This is a genomic window from Corallococcus sp. NCSPR001 (assembly GCF_017309135.1).
In the GTDB taxonomy this organism is placed as follows: Bacteria; Myxococcota; Myxococcia; order Myxococcales; family Myxococcaceae; genus Corallococcus.
The window spans coordinates 3,201,550-3,220,627 of sequence record NZ_JAFIMS010000002.1 but is presented as its reverse complement, the minus strand read 5'-3'; the positions used below and the strand labels follow the sequence as shown (position 1 = coordinate 3,220,627).

General features: G+C 68.5%; 20 protein-coding genes. 4 read left to right on the top strand and 16 right to left on the bottom strand.

The genetic code is table 11. From position 1 onward, the window contains the following. Nucleotides 1–62: 62 nt before the first annotated feature. On the bottom strand, nt 63–1,634 hold the full coding sequence (locus tag JYJ93_RS15225) for a 5'-nucleotidase C-terminal domain-containing protein (protein WP_206791796.1): 1,572 nt from the start codon (nt 1,632–1,634) through the stop codon (nt 63–65). Nucleotides 1,635–1,685: 51 nt separating this feature from the next. Here JYJ93_RS15225 and JYJ93_RS15220 point away from each other — a divergent pair, with 51 nt between their 5' ends. Then, nucleotides 1,686–3,218: a hypothetical protein gene (locus JYJ93_RS15220; protein WP_206791794.1), complete on the top strand. Its 1,533-nt coding sequence runs from the start codon at nt 1,686–1,688 to the stop codon at nt 3,216–3,218. Between the two features lies 1 nt (nt 3,219). Here the strand turns inward: JYJ93_RS15220 and JYJ93_RS15215 are convergent, their stop codons facing one another. Next, entirely contained in the window at nt 3,220–6,324 is a 3,105-nt protein-coding gene (locus JYJ93_RS15215) for a cyclic nucleotide-binding domain-containing protein (protein WP_206791791.1), read from the bottom strand. 202 nt (nt 6,325–6,526) lie between these two features. Between JYJ93_RS15215 and JYJ93_RS15210 the strand changes: the two genes are divergently transcribed. Further along, complete coding sequence (locus JYJ93_RS15210) at nt 6,527–7,375, top strand: RDD family protein (RefSeq protein WP_206791789.1); 849 nt, start codon at nt 6,527–6,529, stop codon at nt 7,373–7,375. Here the strand turns inward: JYJ93_RS15210 and JYJ93_RS15205 are convergent. Then, a complete protein-coding gene (locus JYJ93_RS15205) occupies nt 7,317–7,835 on the bottom strand; it encodes a hypothetical protein (protein ID WP_120581588.1) in 519 nt (172 codons plus the stop codon). The two genes, JYJ93_RS15210 and JYJ93_RS15205, sit on opposite strands and share 59 nt — an antisense overlap. A gap of 103 nt (nt 7,836–7,938) precedes the next feature. Between JYJ93_RS15205 and JYJ93_RS15200 the strand changes: the two genes are divergently transcribed. Next, entirely contained in the window at nt 7,939–8,997 is a 1,059-nt protein-coding gene (locus JYJ93_RS15200; RefSeq protein ID WP_206791787.1) for a tetratricopeptide repeat protein, read from the top strand. Nucleotides 8,998–9,024: 27 nt separating this feature from the next. Then, nucleotides 9,025–10,092 carry an FHA domain-containing protein gene (locus JYJ93_RS15195; RefSeq protein ID WP_206791783.1) on the top strand — a complete coding sequence of 356 codons (1,068 nt, stop codon included), beginning with the start codon at nt 9,025–9,027 and terminating at the stop codon, nt 10,090–10,092. Nucleotides 10,093–10,179: 87 nt separating this feature from the next. On the opposite strand, the gene sctV is transcribed toward JYJ93_RS15195, so the two are convergent. The 13 genes from sctV to sctS all read right to left on the bottom strand — a co-directional run bounded on the left by sctV (nt 10,180) and on the right by sctS (nt 19,073). Further along, nucleotides 10,180–12,306, bottom strand: a complete 2,127-nt coding sequence (sctV, locus tag JYJ93_RS15190) for a type III secretion system export apparatus subunit SctV (protein WP_206791775.1) — start codon at nt 12,304–12,306, stop codon at nt 10,180–10,182. Nucleotides 12,307–12,392: 86 nt separating this feature from the next. Further along, a complete protein-coding gene (locus tag JYJ93_RS15185) occupies nt 12,393–12,860 on the bottom strand; it encodes a tetratricopeptide repeat protein (RefSeq protein WP_206791766.1) in 468 nt (155 codons plus the stop codon). A 97-nt stretch (nt 12,861–12,957) separates the two neighbouring features. Beyond that, on the bottom strand, nt 12,958–13,473 hold the full coding sequence (locus JYJ93_RS15180; protein ID WP_206791765.1) for a hypothetical protein: 516 nt from the start codon (nt 13,471–13,473) through the stop codon (nt 12,958–12,960). 181 nt (nt 13,474–13,654) lie between these two features. Beyond that, complete coding sequence (locus JYJ93_RS15175) at nt 13,655–13,873, bottom strand: hypothetical protein (RefSeq protein ID WP_206791764.1); 219 nt, start codon at nt 13,871–13,873, stop codon at nt 13,655–13,657. A 221-nt stretch (nt 13,874–14,094) separates the two neighbouring features. Then, nucleotides 14,095–14,313, bottom strand: coding sequence for a hypothetical protein (locus JYJ93_RS15170; RefSeq protein WP_206791764.1), 219 nt, complete (start codon nt 14,311–14,313; stop codon nt 14,095–14,097). A gap of 222 nt (nt 14,314–14,535) precedes the next feature. After that, nucleotides 14,536–14,754, bottom strand: coding sequence for a hypothetical protein (locus JYJ93_RS15165; RefSeq protein ID WP_206791764.1), 219 nt, complete (start codon nt 14,752–14,754; stop codon nt 14,536–14,538). A 136-nt stretch (nt 14,755–14,890) separates the two neighbouring features. Then, nucleotides 14,891–15,484, bottom strand: a complete 594-nt coding sequence (locus JYJ93_RS15160; RefSeq protein ID WP_206791763.1) for a hypothetical protein — start codon at nt 15,482–15,484, stop codon at nt 14,891–14,893. A gap of 95 nt (nt 15,485–15,579) precedes the next feature. Continuing rightward, the gene (locus JYJ93_RS15155; protein ID WP_206791762.1) at nt 15,580–16,056 is read right to left on the bottom strand and encodes a SycD/LcrH family type III secretion system chaperone; all 477 of its coding nucleotides are present in this window, start codon (nt 16,054–16,056) and stop codon (nt 15,580–15,582) included. Between the two features lie 3 nt (nt 16,057–16,059). Next, nucleotides 16,060–16,542 carry a hypothetical protein gene (locus tag JYJ93_RS15150; protein WP_120580929.1) on the bottom strand — a complete coding sequence of 161 codons (483 nt, stop codon included), beginning with the start codon at nt 16,540–16,542 and terminating at the stop codon, nt 16,060–16,062. 46 nt (nt 16,543–16,588) lie between these two features. Further along, nucleotides 16,589–16,870 carry an EscU/YscU/HrcU family type III secretion system export apparatus switch protein gene (locus JYJ93_RS15145; protein ID WP_014398415.1) on the bottom strand — a complete coding sequence of 94 codons (282 nt, stop codon included), beginning with the start codon at nt 16,868–16,870 and terminating at the stop codon, nt 16,589–16,591. Between the two features lie 10 nt (nt 16,871–16,880). Continuing rightward, on the bottom strand, nt 16,881–17,963 hold the full coding sequence (gene sctU, locus JYJ93_RS15140) for a type III secretion system export apparatus subunit SctU (protein ID WP_206791759.1): 1,083 nt from the start codon (nt 17,961–17,963) through the stop codon (nt 16,881–16,883). Nucleotides 17,964–17,991: 28 nt separating this feature from the next. Next, the gene (locus JYJ93_RS15135; protein WP_206791743.1) at nt 17,992–18,810 is read right to left on the bottom strand and encodes a flagellar biosynthetic protein FliR; all 819 of its coding nucleotides are present in this window, start codon (nt 18,808–18,810) and stop codon (nt 17,992–17,994) included. Next, a complete protein-coding gene (sctS, locus tag JYJ93_RS15130) occupies nt 18,807–19,073 on the bottom strand; it encodes a type III secretion system export apparatus subunit SctS (RefSeq protein WP_120528175.1) in 267 nt (88 codons plus the stop codon). The genes JYJ93_RS15135 and sctS overlap by 4 nt, the downstream gene beginning before the upstream one ends. Between the last annotated feature and the right edge of the window lie 5 nt (nt 19,074–19,078).

Here is a 19,078-nt window from a genome sequence, read left to right as displayed (position 1 = left end):
GCCGCCCTCCCCGTCTCGAGGGAGGACTCCGGCGCCCCGGTGCTTCAGGACCGCGAAGCGCGCTACTTGATGAACTTCTCCAGCGGCTTCGCCTCGGTGGAGGCCTGGGCCTCCGTCCACTCGACGACCGGCGTCTGCCACGCCATGCCCGTCTCCGCCGGATCGGTGTCCAGCTTCTCGAAGTCGAAGCCGTCACCGCCGAAGTACAGGTACTCCACCGTGGCGACCGTGTACTCCTTCTTGGGGTCCAGCGCCTTGCCCTGGGCGTCCTTGAACTTGCCCTTGCCCGCCGCGGTGAAGCCGGCCACGAGCGCGTCCGGGTTCGCCAGTTGCTTGGCCAGGTCCTCGCCCTTGAGCTTCACGGTGAGCAGCGAGTTCTCGAACGGCATCGCCGAGTACACGCTGCCCAGCGTCACGTCGCCCTTGGCCAGCCCGTTGCGGATGCCGCCCTTGTTGAGGATGGCCCCGTCGGCGTTGAGCTGCGTGCGCACCGCGCCCGCCACCCACTTCGCCATCAGCGGCGAGTCCTGCGGGATGCCCGTCTTGGTGAAGCCGATCTTCCGGCCCAGCGCCTGGTCCACCTTCGTCTGCCACTCCGCGATGCGCTTCGCCGTCTCCGCGTCCGGCGTGCCGCCCGCAACCTGGACGACCTTCGTGTCCACGCCGGTCAGCTTCTGGCCCGCCGCCTTCGACGGGTCGAACTTCAGCTGCGCGCGCAGGTACGAATCAAAGCCACGGCCCAGCGACGCGTAGGTGGTGTCGCCTTCCGTCTTCACGCCCGGGGCGTCCGTGCCGCAGCGGCCACCGGCCACCAGCGACACCTTCCAGTCCGCGTGCTTCGCGAGCACCGGCTGCAGGTCCGTGGGGCACTGGTCCGCGACAATCACCACCACGTCCGCGCCCGCCTTGCGCGCCTCCGGAACGGCCGTGTTCAGCGCGTCCTCGTTGGGGGTGACCTCCAGGCCCTCCGCGCGGCCGGACATCGCCGTGCGCACCGTCTTCTGCGAGGTGAGGCCCACCACCGCAATCTTCAGGCCCCGCCGCTCGTACACCTGGAACGCGGGCATGGACAGGTCCTTGGCCAGCGTCGCGTCCGTCACCTTCAGGTTCGCCGCCAGGAAGGGGAACCCCCCGGCCGTGCGGTTCTTCAGGAAGGAATCCTTGGCGTACGACAGCTCGTGGTTGCCCAGAGCGGAGGCCGCATAGCCCATGTGCCCCATCACTTCGGCCGTCGGAGCCCCCAGGAAGAACGAGGAGATGGCCGGGCCCGTCCACAGGTCGCCCGTCGTCAGGGCGAGCGTGCCGGCATCCGGACAGGTCGCCTGGCCGTCCTTCAGCGGACCGGCACAGTGCTTTTCATCATTCACCCAGCGGCCCATCAGCTCCGCGGCGCCGCCCTTGCCCTCCACGGGCAGCAGCTGGCCACGGGCGCTGCCGGTGACGAGCACCGTCACTTCATTGGGCACGGCGGGCTTCGCGGGCTCGGCCGCGGGAGGCGGCGTGGCCGGGGCTGGCGGGGGAGTCTTCTCACAACCCGCGAGGGCTCCCAGGGCGAGGACCAGCGCGCCGGACGACAGCGTGAGCTGGCGGGTAGGACGACGGAAGGGACGCAGCGAGAGAAGGTTCGGGTTCACGGCCCGGCCTTTAGCACATCCCCGCCGTGGTAGCGTGACGCAATGACGGGCATGAAAGGCAAGGATTTCAAGCCTTTACAGGAGGAGAAGGACGGCGGGACTCCCAGCGGAAAAGGGAGCTTCCAGGGCCGGAACTTCGCCTCGGAGCTGTGGGGCGAGGTCCGGGGTGGCGCCGAGCACTTCCAGTCCACGAAGGGCCAGTTGCCCAAAGGCCGCATCCGCCAGTTCTTCTATGGGGTGGCCCTGCCCTTCCACATCGCCCGCGTCACGCTCGCGAGCCCCGCGGTCCGCGCCACCTACGTGAAGGTGACCGCGCTCCAGACCGCGTTCCTGCTGGCCATCGCCGCAGGGTGGGCGTTCCACGAGTTCACCGGCGACACGCGGGAGGAGACGCAGGAGCGGCGGGAGGAGACGCCCAAGGTCCGGGCCGCGCGTGAGAAGGCGCAGGCCCGGATTGATCAACGGGCCAGGGAGCTGGAGGCCGCGAAGGGCGATCCCACCGCCATGAAGAACGCGCTCGCCGCGCTCATCCACGAGGCCGTCAACGCCGGCAAGAGCGGCGACCTCCCCCCGGAAGAAGCCGCCACCGCCGCGGAGGACGCGGCGGATGAAGCCGCCGCCGCCACTGAAGAGGCGAAGGCGGAGCACGAAGAGGCCGAACAGGAGGCCCGGGCGGCGGCGCCGCGAGCCGGCTCCGCCCAGGACACCGAGGACACCGCCACACCCGAGGCGGACGCGGACGCGGAAGACTCCCTGGGGGATCAGCTCTCCGCCGCCATCCGGGCGGAGGTGGAGGCAGCGCTCCGGGACGTCCCGGAGGCGAATGCGAAGGGCCCGCGCATCCAGAAGGAGCCCCAGAAGAAGGGGTTCAACATCGACGCGCCCACCGTGCGCAACGGCACCTTCTTCCTGGGCAGCTGGGAGTTCTGGGCGCTCTTCTTCGGCTCGCTGAGCGCGGTGCAGTGGATCGTCGTCGCCCTGTCGCGCGACTACCACACGGTCATCTCCCGCGAGGCCAGCCTCGCCACCGGCGTGCCGCCCGAGGACCCCGACATCACCCCGCACGTGCGCCTCAACGTCCCCTGGCTGCGCGCCAAGCTCCAGCGCCGCTGGAGGGCCTTCCTGCTGTTCGTGATGGGGGTGCCCGCCCTGGTGCTGCTGTGCATCCCGCTGTGCTGGTTCCCGAAGTCGTTCACCGTCCTCAGCAGCCTCTGGGGCTTCTGGTGGCTGCTCGTCTTCACCGCCGCCAAGAGCGACCGCGCGTGGATGGCCCCCGTCACGCGCCCGCCCTGGTTCGTGCGCGTCTGGAGCCGGCTGCCCACCCACGGGTCCTTCCGCTGGGTCATGTCGGGCCTCGCCCGGCGTTCGGAGAGCGTCGCCGCGCCCATCGCCGCGGTGGAGCGTCAGCCGTGGGTGTTCGCGGGGCTCGCGCTCACGCGGTTCGTGGGCAGCCTCCCGCCGCTGCGCTGCTTCACGCGGCCGTTCATCCCGGTAGCCTCGGCGCACCTGCTGGGACTGGATCCGGTGCAGCCGCCCGCGCTCAAGAGCGGTGAAGCGCCGCCCCCGCACGGCGCGGGGGACTGACTCACACGTCCGAGGGCGCGTTGCCTTCGGGCGGCAGGCCGCCAATGCCCTCCAGCGGCGCGTGGGGCTGTTGGGGGGCGCCCAGCTCCAGCCGCTGGCCCTCCTCACGGCGCGCGGGCAGGTCGATGACGCTCTGGAGCTGCTGGCTCACGGAGCGGAAGAAGCCGGTGAGCAGCTCCGGCCGGTCCGCGAGCAGGTCCAGGAAGTCGCGCCGGTCGATGACGAGCACGCGCGAGTCCACCGCGGCCACCATGTCCGTGGGCCGGGGCGCGCCGTCCAGCAGGCTCACCTCGCCAATGGCCTCCTTCGCCTGGAAGCGCAGCACGTGCTCGCCGTTGCGGAACGCGTCCACCGCGCCCTCGACGATGACGTAGAGCGCGTCGCCCGGGTCGCCCTGGCTGTAGAGCCGCTGGCCCGCCTTGAAGGACGCCTCGCGCGCCACCTCCGCGATGGCGGCGATGTCATCCACGTCGCTCTGCGAGAAGACGCTCACGCCCTCCAGGGCGAACATCCGTTGGACGATGGTATCGCTCATGTCACCCTCCTGCGGGAGCACGTCCAGGCCATTCACCCGCGCCACGTGGCGGGCGCACGCGCGCAGCACCAGGTCCTCACTCTGCACGAGCCCCGCCAGCCGCCGCCACAGACGGCCCGGCGCTCCGGGCGGCAACTCGCGGTGGTGGGCCTCCACCTGCTCCATCACCAGCTCGCGCTCCTCCTGCGCGACCAGGTTCTCCAGCAGCTCCAGCGCATAGGCGCGGCGGCGCGAATCGTTGCCCACCAGGTGCTGGTGGATGCGGCGCATGGCCTGCGGCGGGTGCAGGAGGCCCAACAGGAAGAACGACAGCTCCAGCGCCTGATCCAACCGGTCGCCCACCGCGCGGGTGAGCAGCGACTGGGGGCCCAGCGCGGCCTGCACGTCGCGGAAGGCGCCCACCAGCTGGCGGTACGTGTCGCGGCGGCGGCCCAGCGCCTCGTGGATGCGGTCCACGTCCACCGGGTGGTCCGGCTGCTCCTCACGCAGACGCGACAGCTGCGCGCCGATGCGGAAGTGCAGCGCCGCGTCGTCGCGCACGTTGGAGAACAGGAGCGCGTTGAGCGCCGCGGATGAACCGATGCCGCGCAGCACGCGGGGCAGTTGCATCCGCATGGCCAGCGGCGCGGCCTTGTTGTTGAGCTGCAGCTCCAACAGCGGCGTCACCGCGTCGCCCAGCTGCACCAGCGACTCGCGCGCGGCGGGACGCTCCTCGCGCCAGCCGAGGAACGGCAGGAGGCGCGGCGCCAGCTCCACGTAGCCGCCCTCCCCCACCGCCCCCAGCGCCACGCGCCGCACGGAGATGTCCATGTCCTCCAGGTAGAGCGACAGCTGCCCCGCGAACCGGGGGTCCTTCAGCCGGCCCAAGAGCCGCGCCACCTCGCGCCGCTCGGCCACGGGCGCGTGGTCGCCCTTCGCCAGCAACTCGCGCAGCGACTCCAGCGCCGCGGAGTTGCCCTGCGTGCGCATCAGCGCGCCAATCGCCGCGCAGCGCAGGCCCACGTCGGCGCTGGTGAGCAGCGGCGGCAACAGCCGCTCCGCGCGCTCCGGGGACAGCCGCGCCAGGGCCCACACGGCCTGGTCGCGGGGGCGCCGGGGGCCCTCCTCCACCAGCCGCTCCAGCATGGGCGCCAGCTCCCGGGCCTCGAAGGACAGGGCCAGCGTCACGCCGCGCTCCTGCACGCGCTCGTGGGGATGGGAGAGGAGCGCGGCCAGGTGCTGCCGCAGGGGCGCGGCCTCCGCCTGCTCCAGCATGTCCACCGCGCGCAGCACCCGCTCCGGCGTGGGCGCGCCCAGCGCCTCCACCAGCAGCTTCTGCGCCTCGCCGCCCAGCTCCACCTCTTCCTCTTCGTGCGCGCCCACCTGCTCGCCCAGCGCCGTGAGGTACGCGGGCTTCAGGCGCACGAGCAGCAGCCCCAGCGCGGCGCACAGCCCCACCACCGCCACCGCCATGGTGATGCCGTTGGCGCCCCGGCCCGCGCCGATGAGCAACAGGCCCGCGAGCACCACGCCGCCCTTGCGCAAAAGGCCATCCACCGCGCTGCGCAGCCCCTCGCGCTGCTCGTCCGGCACCGCCGCGTAGAGCAGCTGGATGCCCACCGGCAGGATGGAGTAGCTGACCGCCGTCTCCACCAGCCGCAGCAGGTGCACCGGCCACAGCTGCCCGGTGGCCAGCGTGGCGCCCGCCAGCGGCGCGAGCACCAGCGGCACCAGCGCCAGGTACATCAGCAGGCCCATGCGCTTGAGCAGCCGCTCCGCCACGAGCAGCTGGAACGCCACGCAAAACAGGCCAATCCACAACTGGAGCGAGCCGAACAGCGCCGCCAGCCCGTCCTCGCTCAGCGTGCCCTCCACGCGCAGGCGGAAGAGGTAGTCCACGAAGGACGACAGCACCGCGAACGCGATGCCCAGCGCCGCCAGCACCTGCGCGTAGGGGCTCTCCCCCAGGTAGCTCCACGCCGGGAACCACGCCTGCAGCGACCGCGCGCGCGGGGGCGGCGCCGGCTCCGCCTTGTGCAGGTGGTGGAAGATGGCGCCCGCGGCCAGCAGGCTCACCGCGCCGCTCACCACCACCGCGGGCGTGCCCAGCCGCACCGCCAGCGCCTGCACCAGCAGACCGCCCGCGATGCCGCCGCCCATGCCAAAGCCATTGAGCACGGTGAAGGCCCGGCGCGCCTCGCGCGCGTCGAACGCGGACGCCATGCGGCCCCAGAAGCGGAACGACACGAACGTGCTGAAGCAGTCCGCGAACAGGTACAGCGCCAGCGCCGGCATGCGCTGCCCCGCGGACAGCGCCGCCGCCAGCCCCAGCGCAAGCACCCCGCCCACCCCGGTGAGGATGCCCGGGGACTCCGTGGGCGCGTCCGGCCGGCCGCGCGGCAACAGCGTCAGCGACGCCGTCATCAACGCACCCAGGAGGTAGAGGTACGGCAGCGCCTGGGACTCGAAGCGCGACAACACCAGCGCGTTCGCGGACGTCTTGAGCTGCGTCACTCCCGCGATGAGCGCGAACTGGAACGCACCCGCCGGCAGGACGCGGCGGTTCCAGGATGAGGGTTCAGAAGGGGCCACGGGCGCGGGGATGCGGACAGGATAACGTGGAGCCCGCTATTCACGAATACCACTCTTCAGGTCCCGCGAGCATCCACCCTCCCGTCCAGGCCGGCCGCCCGCCTGCCCGGCATCAGGACCGGGAGTCCTTGCGGCCCCCACGAAAGAGGTCACTCCGTGGAGCCCCACGGAACGCGGGCCGCGTGGCGTACACTCCGGCGCCGTGACGCCCACCCCCGACACCCTGCTCGACGGCACCCACACGGTGCTGACCCCGGAGTACGTGGAGTTCCGCTTCACGCTGGCGGGGGTGTACTCGCGCTTCCTCGCGTGGCTGATGGACGCGCTCATCGTCGGCTTCGTCACGACGGTGGTGCTGCTGGTGTTCCAGGTGGCCATGGCCGTGTTCCCGGGGTTCGCCAGCGCGCTGGGCATCGTCGTCTACTTCCTGGTGGACTGGGGCTACGGCATCACGCTGGAGACCGTGTGGGCCGGCCAGACGGTGGGCAAGCGCGTGATGTCGCTCCGGGTCATCCAGGAGAGCGGCGTGCGCATCGGCTTCTACCACGCGGCCCTGCGCAACCTGGCGCGCGTGGTGGACCGGCTGCCGCTGCTCTACCTCGTGGGCGGATCGGTCGCGCTCGTGTCGCGCTCGCACCAGCGGCTGGGGGACCTCCTGGCCGGCACCATCGTCGTGCGCGAGCGGCGCCTCAAGGTGCCCTCCGCCATCGAGACGCGCGGCGAGGAGGGCCTCTTGGCGGACCCGCTGTTCGTCTCGCGCGTGAAGCGGCTGTCCACGGAGGAGCGGGAGCTGGTGCTGTCCGCCGCCCTGCGCCGCGAGGAGCTGCGGCTGGAAGCCCGGCTCACGCTGTTCTCCGCGCTGGGCGCCCGGCTCCAGGACTCGCTCGCCATGCAGAAGCCCGCCCACCTCTCGGATGAGAAGTGGACGCTGCTCGTCGCCGCCGCCCTGCTGCCCGCCCCGGCCACGCGCCCGGGGCGGCCCACGTCCGGACCTAGAAGTACGTCGCCAGGCCCACGGAGCCCGTCAGCGACGTCTGCGTATCCTCGTTGAGCGCGATGTAGAAGTTGTACTGCGCGCGCACGCCCAGGCTCACCGAATCACTGAGGAAGAAGTCCACGCCCGCGTTGGGCCCGATGCCCACGAAGTTGCTGATGCTCTCCTTGAAGACGATGAGGTAGCTCACGTCCGTGCCGATGTAGGGGCGGATGGTCTCCTCCAGCAGCAGGTACCGGATGCCCAGCGACGGGGCCAGGCCCACCACGCGCTTCTCCGGCGTGGAGAAGGTGTCCGTCGGGAACATCAGCTTCGACAGCGAGACGACCTCGAAGCCGTTCTCGATGTAGAGGCTGCCCTCCAGGCCGATGAACGGCGTCCCCGCGAGGCCCGCGGTGCGCTTGAAGTCCATGTAGCCCAGCGACAGGCCCAGACTCCGGTTGGAGAACTGCGCGTGAGCAGGAGCCGCGCCCAGCAGGGCAGCGAGCAAGCCGAAAGCACAAAGGTAGGTACGCATGGCGGGGCACTCTACAGCCGGCCTAACCCCTGGAAAACAGCGCTGATTCGGCGGCAGCACGGCGTTGCCTCGCGGGGGGCCGCTCTCCTACACTCGGCCGGCCATGCGTCTTCGCCTCTTCCTCACGCTGACCGCCGCCGCCTCCCTCACCACCACCGCCTGCCTCAGCACGCCGCCCCCGCATGAACGGGCGCTCATCAACAACGAGCTGTGCGCGCAGGAGATGGCCAACGGGGACCTGCAGAAGGCGGAGACCTACTGCAACCTGGGCCTGGAGTTCTCCCCCCAGTACGCGGACCTGTGGGCCAACAAGGGCCTCATCGCCATGTACTCGGGCAACAAGGGCAAGGCGAAGGAGTTCTTCATCAAGGCCCTGCGCTTCAACCAGGAGCACCTGCAGGCCTACCAGAACCTGGGCGTGCTCTACCTGGAGGAAGGCGCCTACGGAAAGGCCCACGACAACTTCAAGCGCGCCCTGCAGGTGAACCCGGACAATTTGGAATCGCGCTACGACCTGGGCCTCACCTACATGAAGATGGACCGGAAGAAGGAGGCCAAGAAGGAGTTCGACACGCTGCTCGCGGTCAACCCCAACGTGGCCAACGCCCATCACAACCTCGGCATCATGGCCTACGAGGACAAGGACCTGGAGACGGCCTTCGAGCACATCTCCCAGGCCGCCCAGCTCACCCCGGACTCCGCGGAGGTGTGGCACGACCTGGGCACGGTGCTGATGGAGCAGAGCCGCTTCGCGGAGGCCCGCGAGGCCTTCGGCAACTGTGCCCGCCTGGATGAGAAGAACTCCAGCTGCCTCAACAACCTGGCCGTCGCCCAGCGCAAGGTGGCCCTCACCGACTCCGCCCTCAAGGAGCTGAAGGACACCCAGACGGCGGAGAACAGCGCCCCGGCCATGTACCTGCTCGCGCGCCAGTACCGCGAGAAGGGCCTGCTCACGGAGGAGGAGAACGCCTACCGCAAGTGCGTGAAGCTGGACGCCAAGTTCGCCCCCTGCCACTTCGGCCTCTTCCAGATCTTCTCCGAGGCCCACAAGCAGAACCACGCTCAGACGGCGTGCAAGAACTTCATGAAGTTTGGAACCTCCGAGGAATTCCCCACCGAGTACACGACGTGTGAGAGATTCCTGGCCAACGACTCGTTCTAGCCGTCCCTTCGGGTAGCGACACACGCGATGAGCGTCCGTCTGACCGTTACGCAGCGCAGCGAGGCCGGAGGCGCCTCGGGCAAAGAGGTCGTCCTCGACGACTCCGTCATCACCCTGGGGCGGGACAAGACCTGCCAGGTGGTGCTCCCGCAGCAGGCGGTGTCGCGCAACCACGCGCGCATCAGCCAGGAGGGCACCCTCTACTTCCTGGAGGACCTGGGCAGCGCCTACGGCACGAAGATCAACGGCAAGTCGCTCCCCAAGGGGGAGAAGGAACTGCTGCGCAACGGCGACGTCATCGCCATCGCGCAGTACGACGTCCGCTTCGACAAGGTCGTCGAGATCGCGCCGGACGTCAGCGACAAGACGTCCTTCCTCGCGCGCGGCATCCTGAAGGACGCGATGCGCGGCCTCGCTGGCGGCGAGGAGCGCTTCCTGCGCTACATGAACGGCCCGCGCGAGGGCCAGCGCATCGAAATCTCCGAGGCCCAGGAGCACATCTTCGGCCGCGACGAGAAGGAAGCCGACGTCATCCTCAAGGACGACCTCGTCTCCCGCAAGCACGCCAAGGTGCGCCGCGACTGGTCCGGCACGCACGTGGAGGACCTGGGCAGCCGCAACGGCATCAAGGTCAACAAGAAGCGGGTCAACCGCAAGGCGCTCAAGGACGGCGACGAGCTGGAGATTGGCGCCACCCGCTTCGTCTACGTGGACCCCGCCGAGCCCCCCGACGAGCCCGCGGTGAGCCTCTCCTCGGAGAACTCCGCCGTCGTCCCGGCCCCGTCGCCGCCGCGCCCCTCCCCGCCCAAGCGAGAGGAGCCGCCCCCGCCGGAGCCCGAACCGGAGCCGCAGCCCGAGCCCGAACCGTCGCCCCCGGAGGAGCAGCCCTCCTCCGAGGATGGGTCCGCGTCCTCCTCCGAGGAGCCGCAGCCCGACGGTGGCGAGGACATGCCCATGCCGGAGCCGGAGCCCGAGCCCGCCCCGGCGGCCGTGTCCGCGCTGGCGGACAAGAAGAAGCTCGTCCCGCTCATCGTCATGGGCGTGGTGGGGCTGAGCTTCCTGGTGCTGATGATCGCCGTGCTCGCGGGCGCCTGAGCCGCCCTTCCCTTCCCTCCCGCGAAAACGACAGGGCCCCCGCTTGAAGAAGCGGAGGCCCCGGGTGCTTCACAGGCTCCTTCGCCGCTACCGGCCGGAGGAGATGCGCGCCACCGGCTGGATGTTCAGGTCCGGGGACAGCTCCTGGTAGCTGAGGATGGAGAACGAGGGGTTGAACTCGTACTCCAGCAGCTTGCGCACGTAGCGGCGGATGTCCATCGCCGTGAGGATGACGGGCCGCTGCGCGCTGGGCGGCAGGTGGCCGCATTCCGAGCGCACCGCGCCGACGATCTCCTGGGCGATCTCCGGCTCCAGCGCCAGGTGCGCGCCCGCGGAGGTGCGCTTGATGGAGCTTCGGATGGCCTCCTCGATGTTCGGGTCGAGCAGGTACACCACCAGCGTGCCGGTGCCGCGCGCGTACTTGTGGGAGATGTAGCGGCGCAGCGAGGCACGGACATGCTCGGTGAGCATGACGTTGTCCGCCTCCACCTGGCCGTACTCGGACAGGGCCTGGAGGATGCCGCGCAGGTCGCGGATGGAGATCTCCTCCTCCACCAGGCGCCCGAGGATGTCCGTCAGCTTCAGCACGTTGACGATCTTCGGGACCACTTCCTTGACGATGGCCGGGAACGCCTTCTCCAACTGCTCCAGCATCGTCTGCGTCTCCTGCACGCCCACGAACTCGCGCGCGTTCTTCCGGAGCACGGCGGCGGTGTGCAGGATGATGTAGCCGGGCACGTCCCAGGTGGTGAGGCCCGCGGACTCGAGCATGTCCCGGAACTGCTCGGGCACCCACGCGGCCGGCTGGCGCGTCGCGGGGTTGATGGCCTCGAAGCCGGGGATGTTCATCAGCTTGAGGCGCTCCACCGTGTCGTTCACCAGGATGTGGCCCAGGGTGGCCTGGCCGGTGACGACGGGCACTTCGTTGATTTGAATCTGGTACGCCCCGGGCGGCAGGCCGCCGTTGCCGCGCGCGCGCACGCCGGGGAAGCGCACGCCCAGCTCCACGAAGAGGCCGTCGCGCATGAACGGGATGAGCTCGAAGAGGAACTTGCCGCCGTCCTGCCGCGAGTCCACGTAGGGCACCAGCGCGTCGGAGACCTCCAGCACGATGGGCGTGACGACGGGGATGAACAGCTCCGAGTCCGGGTTGAGCTGCTCCTTGGGCGGAGGCTCGGCGGACACCGGCGTGCCGAAGCTGGACTCCATCGCGGGGCCGGCCTCTTCGGCGGCCAGCGCCTCGTCGCGCTTGCGCATCATCGTCCAGGCGCCGAAGCCCGCGCCCGCGCCCAGCAGGAAGAAGGGAATCTTGGGCAGGCCGGGGATGAGGCCCAGGCCCACGAGCATGGCCGCCGCGATGGCGATGGCCTTGGGGAAGGCGGTGAGCTGGGAGCCCACGTCCTTGCCCAGGTGCGCGCCCTCCTCTTCACCGCCGACGCGCGTCACCAGGATGCCGGCGCAGGTGGAGATGAGGATGGCGGGGATCATGCCCACCAGACCGTCACCGATGGTGAGCAGCGTGTACTTCTGCGCGGCGTCACCGGCGGACATGCCCTTCTGCGTGACGCCGATGATGAGGCCGCCCACGATGTTGATGACCGTGATGATGATGGACGCGATGGCGTCGCCCTTCACGAACTTCATCGCGCCGTCCATGGCGCCGAAGAGCTGGCTCTCACGCTCCAGGTCGCGGCGCTTCTTCTTCATCTGGTCCTGGTCAATCACGCCGGCGCGCAGGTCCGCGTCGATGGACATCTGCTTGCCGGGCATCGCGTCCAGGGTGAAGCGCGCGGCCACTTCCGCGACGCGCTCCGAGCCCTTGGAGATGACGATGAAGTTCACCACCACCAGGATGAGGAAGAGGATGGCGCCGACGACGAAGTTGCCCTGCACCACGAAGTTACCGAACGCCACCACCACTTCACCGGGGTCGCCGGTGAGCAGGATGAGTCGCGTGGTGGAGATGGTCAGCGACAGGCGGAACATCGTCGTGATCAGCAGAATCGTCGGGAACGACGACAGGTACAGCGCGCTGGGCACGTAGAGGGAGATGAGGAGCAGTATCACCGAGATGCTGATGTTCAGCGTCAGCAACACGTCCAGGATGATCGTCGGCAGCGGGACGATCATCATCGCGACGATGGCCACGACGACCACGGCCAGGACGATGTCGGAGTACTTGTTCAGGAAGCTGTTCGGATCGGCGTTGGCCATCGGCGGGGCCATCCTAATCCGTGCGCGCCCCCGAGCCCAAGGGGGGGCCTTCCCTCACCTGTCCGGCGAGGGAGCCTGCGTGCGGCCTACGAGCGGTCCTCGGGGGCTTCGGATTCCGAAGCCTCGTCCGAGCTCTCCAGGGCCGCGGCGGCCAGCATGCGCGCACGACGGCTCAGGGGGTCCTTGTCCTCGGGGTCCAGCGACACGGCATGCTGGAAGTCACGGGCCGCTTCCGTCGTCCGGCCCTGACGGAGGAACGCCTCGCCCCGGTTGACGAAGGGGGTGATGTCGGTGGGGTCCAGCTCGATGGCGCGGTTGAAGCACGCCACGGCGGTGTCCAGGTCCTCCAGCGCCAGGTGGCAGGCGCCCAGAGCGGTCTGGAAGTAGGCCTCGCTCGAGTCCATGGCCGAGAGCTGCTCGAAGATGGCCAGCGACTCGTTGAAGTTCCCGTCCTGGAAGAGGTTGAAACCCTCCGTGGCCCGCTCGAGCATCTCCGGTCCGGACAGGGGCTTCTCGTTGTCGTTCGACACCGTGGCCTTGGATTCAGTCGTCATCGGCGCGTTCACCGGGGCGGGGTCAGCAGCGGCGGGGAGTCTAGCCCGGGGGCCCCGCCAGTGCCAGACGGGGTCCCCTTCTGTGCGCGGGCCGACTTCAGCCCTGCTCGTCGATCCGCTCCTGGACCTTCGCCATCACGTCGCTCAGCGACTTCTCGATGACGCTCTTGAAGATGTACTCGGCGCTGGTCTCCTTGTTGAAGGCCTTCTTCGCCTGATCCTTGATCTGCTCAGGCGTGGCGTCCGGGTTGTTCTTGATGAAGTCCGCGACCGCCTTCTCCGCCTTGCCCAGCGCGCGGGTGCCGGCCTTCTCACCCAGGCTGCCCAGGTAGTCACCGTACTGGTTCGCGATGTCCTGGACGGCCTGCTCGGCGGAGGGCTTGTCGGCCTGGGCCGACTTCTGGCTCTGGCCGGAGGCCTGGGTCTGGCCGGCGGTGCCCGCCTGCGGCGCGCTCTTCGCCTGGAGCGCCTGGAGACTCTTGGCGAGGTCATCCGTCGTGGCGCGGAGCAGGTTCTCCTGCTTCACGACAGCCTGCGAGCCGGTCGCCGGCTTGGCGGAGGTGGTCGCGAATCCGACGCGGGGAGCAGAACCGTTAATCGTGTTGGAGCCCATGATCCAAACCTCATCTCTGAGTGCAGCGTTTCCAGGGTTATCGACGTGAGCCTAGTGGAAGTTTCCGGATCCTTTCCAGCGGAGGACCCACGCGGCCAGGGCCAGAAATGCCACCGGCCCCGGACCGATGCCTTGAAGGGCATCAGCACGGGGCCGGAGCGGACCAACAACCTGCGAAGGACTACTTCAGGTTGTTCACGGCGGCCATCGCCATGTCGTCCATCTTCTTCATGAGGTTCGTGATGGTGCTCATGATCTGCGACTCGAGCTGCACCTGCTTCTGAGCCTGCAGAAAGCCCTTCTGCTCCTCGGGGGCGGCGTCGATCATCTTGTCCATCGCCGTGCCGGTGGTGCTCTTCGCGGTATTAACAGCCTTGTTGAAGACGTCGATCGTGGCCATGAGAGTTCTCCTGGTGTGGCGAGATAGGTTCGTGCGGCACCAGCTACAAAAGGATTATCGCTGAGGGGGGACCGGAGTTTCCTGGGGATTTTTCCGCGATCATTTTCCCCGCGTCCCCCGCCCCGCGCGCGCCACCGGGTGCCGGAAATGCCACCGGCCCCGGACCGATGCCCTGGAGGGCATCAGCACGGGGCCGGGGCGGACCAACAACCTGCGAAGGACTACTTCAGGTTGTTCACGGCGGCCATCGCCATGTCGTCCATCTTCTTCATGAGGTTCGTGATGGTGCTCATGATCTGCGACTCGAGCTGCACCTGCTTCTGAGCCTGCAGAAAGCCCTTCTGCTCCTCGGGGGCGGCGTCGATCATCTTGTCCATCGCCGTGCCGGTGGTGCTCTTCGCGGTGTTAACAGCCTTGTTGAAGACGTCGATCGTGGCCATGAGAGTTCTCCTGGTGTGGCGAGATAGGTTCGTGCGGCACCAGCTACAAAAGGATTATCGCTGAGGGGGGGCGGGAGTTTCCTGGGGATTTTTCCGCGATCATTTTTCCCCGTGTCCCCCGCCCCGCGCGCGCCACCTGGGGCCGGAAATGCCACCGGCCCCGGACCGACACCCTGGAGGGCATCAGCACGGGGCCGGAGCGGACCAACAACCTGCGAAGGACTACTTCAGGTTGTTCACGGCGGCCATCGCCATGTCGTCCATCTTCTTCATGAGGTTCGTGATGGTGCTCATGATCTGCGACTCGAGCTGCACCTGCTTCTGAGCCTGCAGGAAGCCCTTCTGCTCCTCGGGGGCGGCGTCGATCATCTTGTCCATCGCCGTGCCGGTGGTGCTCTTCGCGGTGTTAACAGCCTTGTTGAAGACGTCGATCGTGGCCATGAGAGTTCTCCTGGTACGGCGGGATGGGTTCGTGCGGCACCAGCTACAAAAGGATTATCGCTGAGGGGGGACCGGAGTTTCCTCGGAATTTCCCGGGATCATTTCTTCCCGGCTCCCCGCCTCGAAAAACCGGGGTTCAGCCCTTCAGCTTGCCCAGGGTCGGGTTCTTCATCCACGCCTTGAAGGAGTCCAGCTGCTGCTGCGACTCGGCGCGGGGGTCCGCGGCCTTGGCGGTGCCGGGCAGCGAGTCCTCGCGGGTCAGCGCGATCTTGGGGCGGCTCGCGCTCTCGAAGCCATCCGACGTCTTGAGCCCACCCGCGGAGCGGGCAGGAGCCGCCGGGGCCGGCGCGGCGGCCGGGGGCGTCACGGCGAACTTGGCGCCCAGCTCCGGGTTCATCTCCATCACGGCGCTCTGGATGGTCATGCCGTAGGTGCTGATGCGGTACTGCAGGTACTCCACCACGTGCCCGAGGATGGGCGGGGGCGGCAGGATGGGGTCCTTCATGAAGCGGTTCAGCGAATCCGTGACGTCCTTGTACATCCCCTCATCCAGCGGCGTGCCGGGAGCCGACGCGGCCACCAGCTTGCGCATGTTGCGCACCACCTGGAGGAAGGTGCCCTGCGCCGTCTTGCCCTGGACGTCCAGCTCCGCCAGCAGCTTGTCGCGCTTCTCCTTCAGTTCCGGCGGCTCCGGGGGCAGCGGAAGCTGTGTCTTGGGGGGGGTGCTCATGAACCGCTCCATCGGTTGAGAGGTGAATGAATCCAGCCTAACAGAGATTACGGGGCTTCCAGCCGACGCGCCAGGATGCGGGTCCCACCCGTGGATCAGCGCCGGGTGAGCGCGGTGACCATGGCGCCGGCCTTGCGCACCACCGGATCATCCGCCGGAGGCATGGCCGCCGCACGGCGCAGGTCCTCCAGGGCCTGGGGCTTCTGTCCCATGGCCAACTTCACTTCCGCGCGGCCCACGTAGACGGACGGATCCTGGGGGGCCAGCTTGGCCGCCACGTCGAAGGCGGCGAGCGCGCCCTGCCCGTTCCCCGCGGCCATCTCCACCACCCCGAGCGCCTTGGCGAAGTACACGTCCGTGGGGTTGATGGCGTAGAGGCCCTGGAACAGCGTGCGCGCCTCCGCTATCCGGCCCTGGTAGAAGAAGAAGTAGGCCGTCTTGGCGATGGCGTACAGCTCGTCGTTGGAATAGCCGCGCACCTCGCGGAGCGTGGCCTTGCCCTCCGCCCAACGCTGCAGGAGCGCGGTGAGCTTCGCCTCGTCCTGCGGATCTTCCGGGTCCAGCGCCGCCATGGGTCAGTAGCCCTCGTCCTTCTGCTCTTCCCACATGCGGCGGATGATCTCCTGCGACTCCGCGCTCACCTGGTCCACCAGGCCCAGCATGGCGGACTCGCGCTGCAACAGGGCCTTGAGGCGCTCCAGGCGCTCCGGCGGCGCGTTCACCTTGGACAGCCCGCGCTCCAGCATGCGGCGCTGCCCGTCATCTCCCCGGCCGGCGACGCTGGCCAGGTGCGGCCGGTCACTGAAGCCCTCCAGGTCCGCGTCGTGCCCCCCCGGGTGGGGCGGCAGGGGCAACCGGAGCTCTTCCGACGAGTGCGCCGGACCGATGAAGTCCAGGAGCGCCGCGGAGGGCATCGACGGGTTCTTGATGTTCCCCGCCTTGCGCAGCTTCTTCGCCCGGTCCAGCTGGGACGGGTCCACCAGCCGCTCGCGGACACTGCGGGGACCTCCCCAGGGCCAAAGCGCGGTGCTGGGGGGCTGATTGTTGATTCTGGCCATGGTGACCCGACTTCAATACAGGTGGGGGCCCCGCGTCCAGCCCCCTTCAGCGCCCGCCCGCCTGCTCCCGCTGCAGCGCGTAGACGAAGTTCAGCACCTCGGCGACCGCGTCGTAGAGCTCTTCCGGGACTTCCTGCCCCACGTCCACCCGGTACAGGGCGTGGGCCAGGGACACGTTGCGCATCACCGGGATGCCGTACTGCTTGGCGATCTCCCGGATCTTCTCCGCCTTGAGGCGCATCCCCTTCGCCACCACGCGGGGCGCGCCGTCCGCCTTGTTGTCGTACTTGATGGCGATGGCGATGTCCGCCTCTTCGTCGCTGGCCATGGCGTCCTCCTCAGGCGCGCGCAGGCGGCGCCGCGTTCTGCTGCTGCTTGAGCCCGTAGACGAAGTTCAGCACCTCGGCGACCGCGTCGTAGAGCTCCTCCGGGACTTCCTCGCCCACCTCCACGCGCAACAGCGCGTGCGCCAGCGGGACGTTGCGCAAGAGGGGCACGTCCGCCTCGCGCGCCAGCGCCTTGATGCGCTCCGCCTTGGCGTCCATGCCCTTCAGCAGCACGCGCGGCGCCCCGTCCTTGTTCTGGTCGTACATCAGCGCCACCGCGACGTGGTCCGGGTTGGTGACGATGACGCTCGCGTCCTTCACCGCCTCCATCTGGGCCCCCTCCATGATCTCATGGTGGAGCTCCTTGCGCTTGGCCTTGTGGTGCGGGTCGCCTTCGCTCTGCTTGTACTCCTTCTTCACTTCCTCCTTCGTCATCATCATGTCCTTCATGAACGACTTGCGCTGCCACCACACGTCGAACACGCCGAAGATGACGAAGAGCATGATGATGCGCACGCAGACCCGGTAGAGGATCTCCCCCATGATGGCCATGATGCCGACCGTGTCCTGGCGCACCGTTTCGATGACCAGGGGCATGGAGTCGCGCACCACGCCGGTGACGACGTAGGCGGCGACGGAAATCTTGATGAGGTTCTTGAGCAGTTCCACGAAGGACTTCTTCGAGAACATGTTCTTCAACCCCGCGATGGGGTTGAGCTTGTCGAACTTCGGGATGAGCGGGTCGATGGTGAAGAGCGACCCCACCTGGAGGAAGTCCATCAGCCCGCCCAGCACCGCCGCGCCCGCCACGATGGGCACCGTCAACAGCAGGAGCGTGCGCAGGCCCATGATGAGCAGCTGCGTCGTCGCCAGGGCCAGGTCATCCGAGTGGGCGATGGCGTCGAAGCTGAAGCGGAAGAGCGTGGAGATCTCCCGCTCCACGGTGTCCCAGGTGCCCTTGACGATGCCCAGGCCCGCGACGAGCACGGCCACGCCCGTCAGGTCCTTGCTCTTCCAGGTCTGGCCCTTCTTGCGCGCGTCGTCGAGCTTCTTATGCGACGGTTCTTCTGTTTTGTCGCCACTCTCGTCCGACATGGAGGAATCCCGGGAGGCTTGAAGCGGCTCAGGCCAGCATCTGGATGGCGTGCTGGAAGATGCGGAGCATATTGGCCAGCTCCTGCTGCATGCGGCCAACCACGACATGGATGGCGATGAACATGATGAGCACGCCCACCAGCGGCTTGAGCGACATGGAGATGAAGAACACCTGGATCTGCGGCGCGACGCGGTTGATGGCGCCCAGGGCCAGGTCGGTGACGAACGCGGCCACCATGCCGGGGCCGGCCAGCGCCAGGCTGATCTTCAACAGGTCCGCGAAGGAGCGGATCATCAGGTCGAAGAAGGGCCACACGCCGCGGCTGAAGCGCGGGAAGCCCTCCAGCGGCACGATGGCGAGGCTGTCCCCGAGCGCCCGGATGATGATGTGGTGCCCGTCCAGCGACAGGAACAGCACCACGCACAGCTGCACCTTGAGGCTGGAGAAGAGCGACACCTGCGTGCCCAATTGCGGCACGTAGAGCTGGGCGTTGTTGCTGCCCGACATGGTGTCCATCAGCGTCCCGGCCACGCGGGCCGCGTCGAACACCATGTTGACGATGTACGACAGCGCCACGCCGATGAAGATCTCCTTGAGCAACAGCCCGATGTACGGGAGCGCGCTCAGGGGAATCCGGTCCATGCTGTCCGCGACGGACGGGAAGAGCACCGCGGACACCAGCAGGCCCAGGCCCAGCTTCATCTCCGAGGGGACGACCTCGCCGCCCAGGAACGGGCTGAAGATGAGGATGGGCATCACGCGGCACATGATGAGTGCCATCGTGAAGATGGTAACCGACAGGTTGACCCGAGCACCCAGCTCGGCCATGGCTTCGCCGATGTTCATCTGCCGATGAGCGCCGGGAAGCGGTCGAAGACGTGGAAGGTGAAGCGCAGGAGCTGCCCGCCAATCCACGGGCCCGTCATGGCGAGCACGCCGAAGACGAGGACGACCTTGGGCGCGAACGAGAGCGTCTGCTCTTGAATCTGCGTGGTGGCCTGGAACAGCGAGACGAGGAAGCCCACCAGGAGGCTCATGAGCACCGGCGGCGCGGAGACCACGAGCACCAGGAACAGCGCCTCCTGGGTGATGAACGTGAGCTGATTCATGGAAG

Bases quoted from the DNA above. Each gene is read 5' to 3' on its own strand.
- JYJ93_RS15220 (WP_206791794.1), top strand. From the start codon at position 1,686: ATGAAAGGCAAGGATTTCAAGCCTTTACAGGAGGAGAAGGACGGCGGG.
- JYJ93_RS15205 (WP_120581588.1), bottom strand. From the start codon at position 7,835: ATGCGTACCTACCTTTGTGCTTTCGGCTTGCTCGCTGCCCTGCTGGGC.
- JYJ93_RS15200 (WP_206791787.1), top strand. From the start codon at position 7,939: ATGCGTCTTCGCCTCTTCCTCACGCTGACCGCCGCCGCCTCCCTCACC.
- JYJ93_RS15195 (WP_206791783.1), top strand. From the start codon at position 9,025: ATGAGCGTCCGTCTGACCGTTACGCAGCGCAGCGAGGCCGGAGGCGCC.
- sctV (WP_206791775.1), bottom strand. From the start codon at position 12,306: ATGGCCAACGCCGATCCGAACAGCTTCCTGAACAAGTACTCCGACATC.
- JYJ93_RS15185 (WP_206791766.1), bottom strand. From the start codon at position 12,860: ATGACGACTGAATCCAAGGCCACGGTGTCGAACGACAACGAGAAGCCC.
- JYJ93_RS15180 (WP_206791765.1), bottom strand. From the start codon at position 13,473: ATGGGCTCCAACACGATTAACGGTTCTGCTCCCCGCGTCGGATTCGCG.
- JYJ93_RS15175 (WP_206791764.1), bottom strand. From the start codon at position 13,873: ATGGCCACGATCGACGTCTTCAACAAGGCTGTTAATACCGCGAAGAGC.
- JYJ93_RS15170 (WP_206791764.1), bottom strand. From the start codon at position 14,313: ATGGCCACGATCGACGTCTTCAACAAGGCTGTTAACACCGCGAAGAGC.
- JYJ93_RS15165 (WP_206791764.1), bottom strand. From the start codon at position 14,754: ATGGCCACGATCGACGTCTTCAACAAGGCTGTTAACACCGCGAAGAGC.
- JYJ93_RS15160 (WP_206791763.1), bottom strand. From the start codon at position 15,484: ATGAGCACCCCCCCCAAGACACAGCTTCCGCTGCCCCCGGAGCCGCCG.
- JYJ93_RS15155 (WP_206791762.1), bottom strand. From the start codon at position 16,056: ATGGCGGCGCTGGACCCGGAAGATCCGCAGGACGAGGCGAAGCTCACC.
- JYJ93_RS15150 (WP_120580929.1), bottom strand. From the start codon at position 16,542: ATGGCCAGAATCAACAATCAGCCCCCCAGCACCGCGCTTTGGCCCTGG.
- JYJ93_RS15145 (WP_014398415.1), bottom strand. From the start codon at position 16,870: ATGGCCAGCGACGAAGAGGCGGACATCGCCATCGCCATCAAGTACGAC.
- sctU (WP_206791759.1), bottom strand. From the start codon at position 17,963: ATGTCGGACGAGAGTGGCGACAAAACAGAAGAACCGTCGCATAAGAAG.
- JYJ93_RS15135 (WP_206791743.1), bottom strand. From the start codon at position 18,810: ATGAACATCGGCGAAGCCATGGCCGAGCTGGGTGCTCGGGTCAACCTG.
- sctS (WP_120528175.1), bottom strand. From the start codon at position 19,073: ATGAATCAGCTCACGTTCATCACCCAGGAGGCGCTGTTCCTGGTGCTC.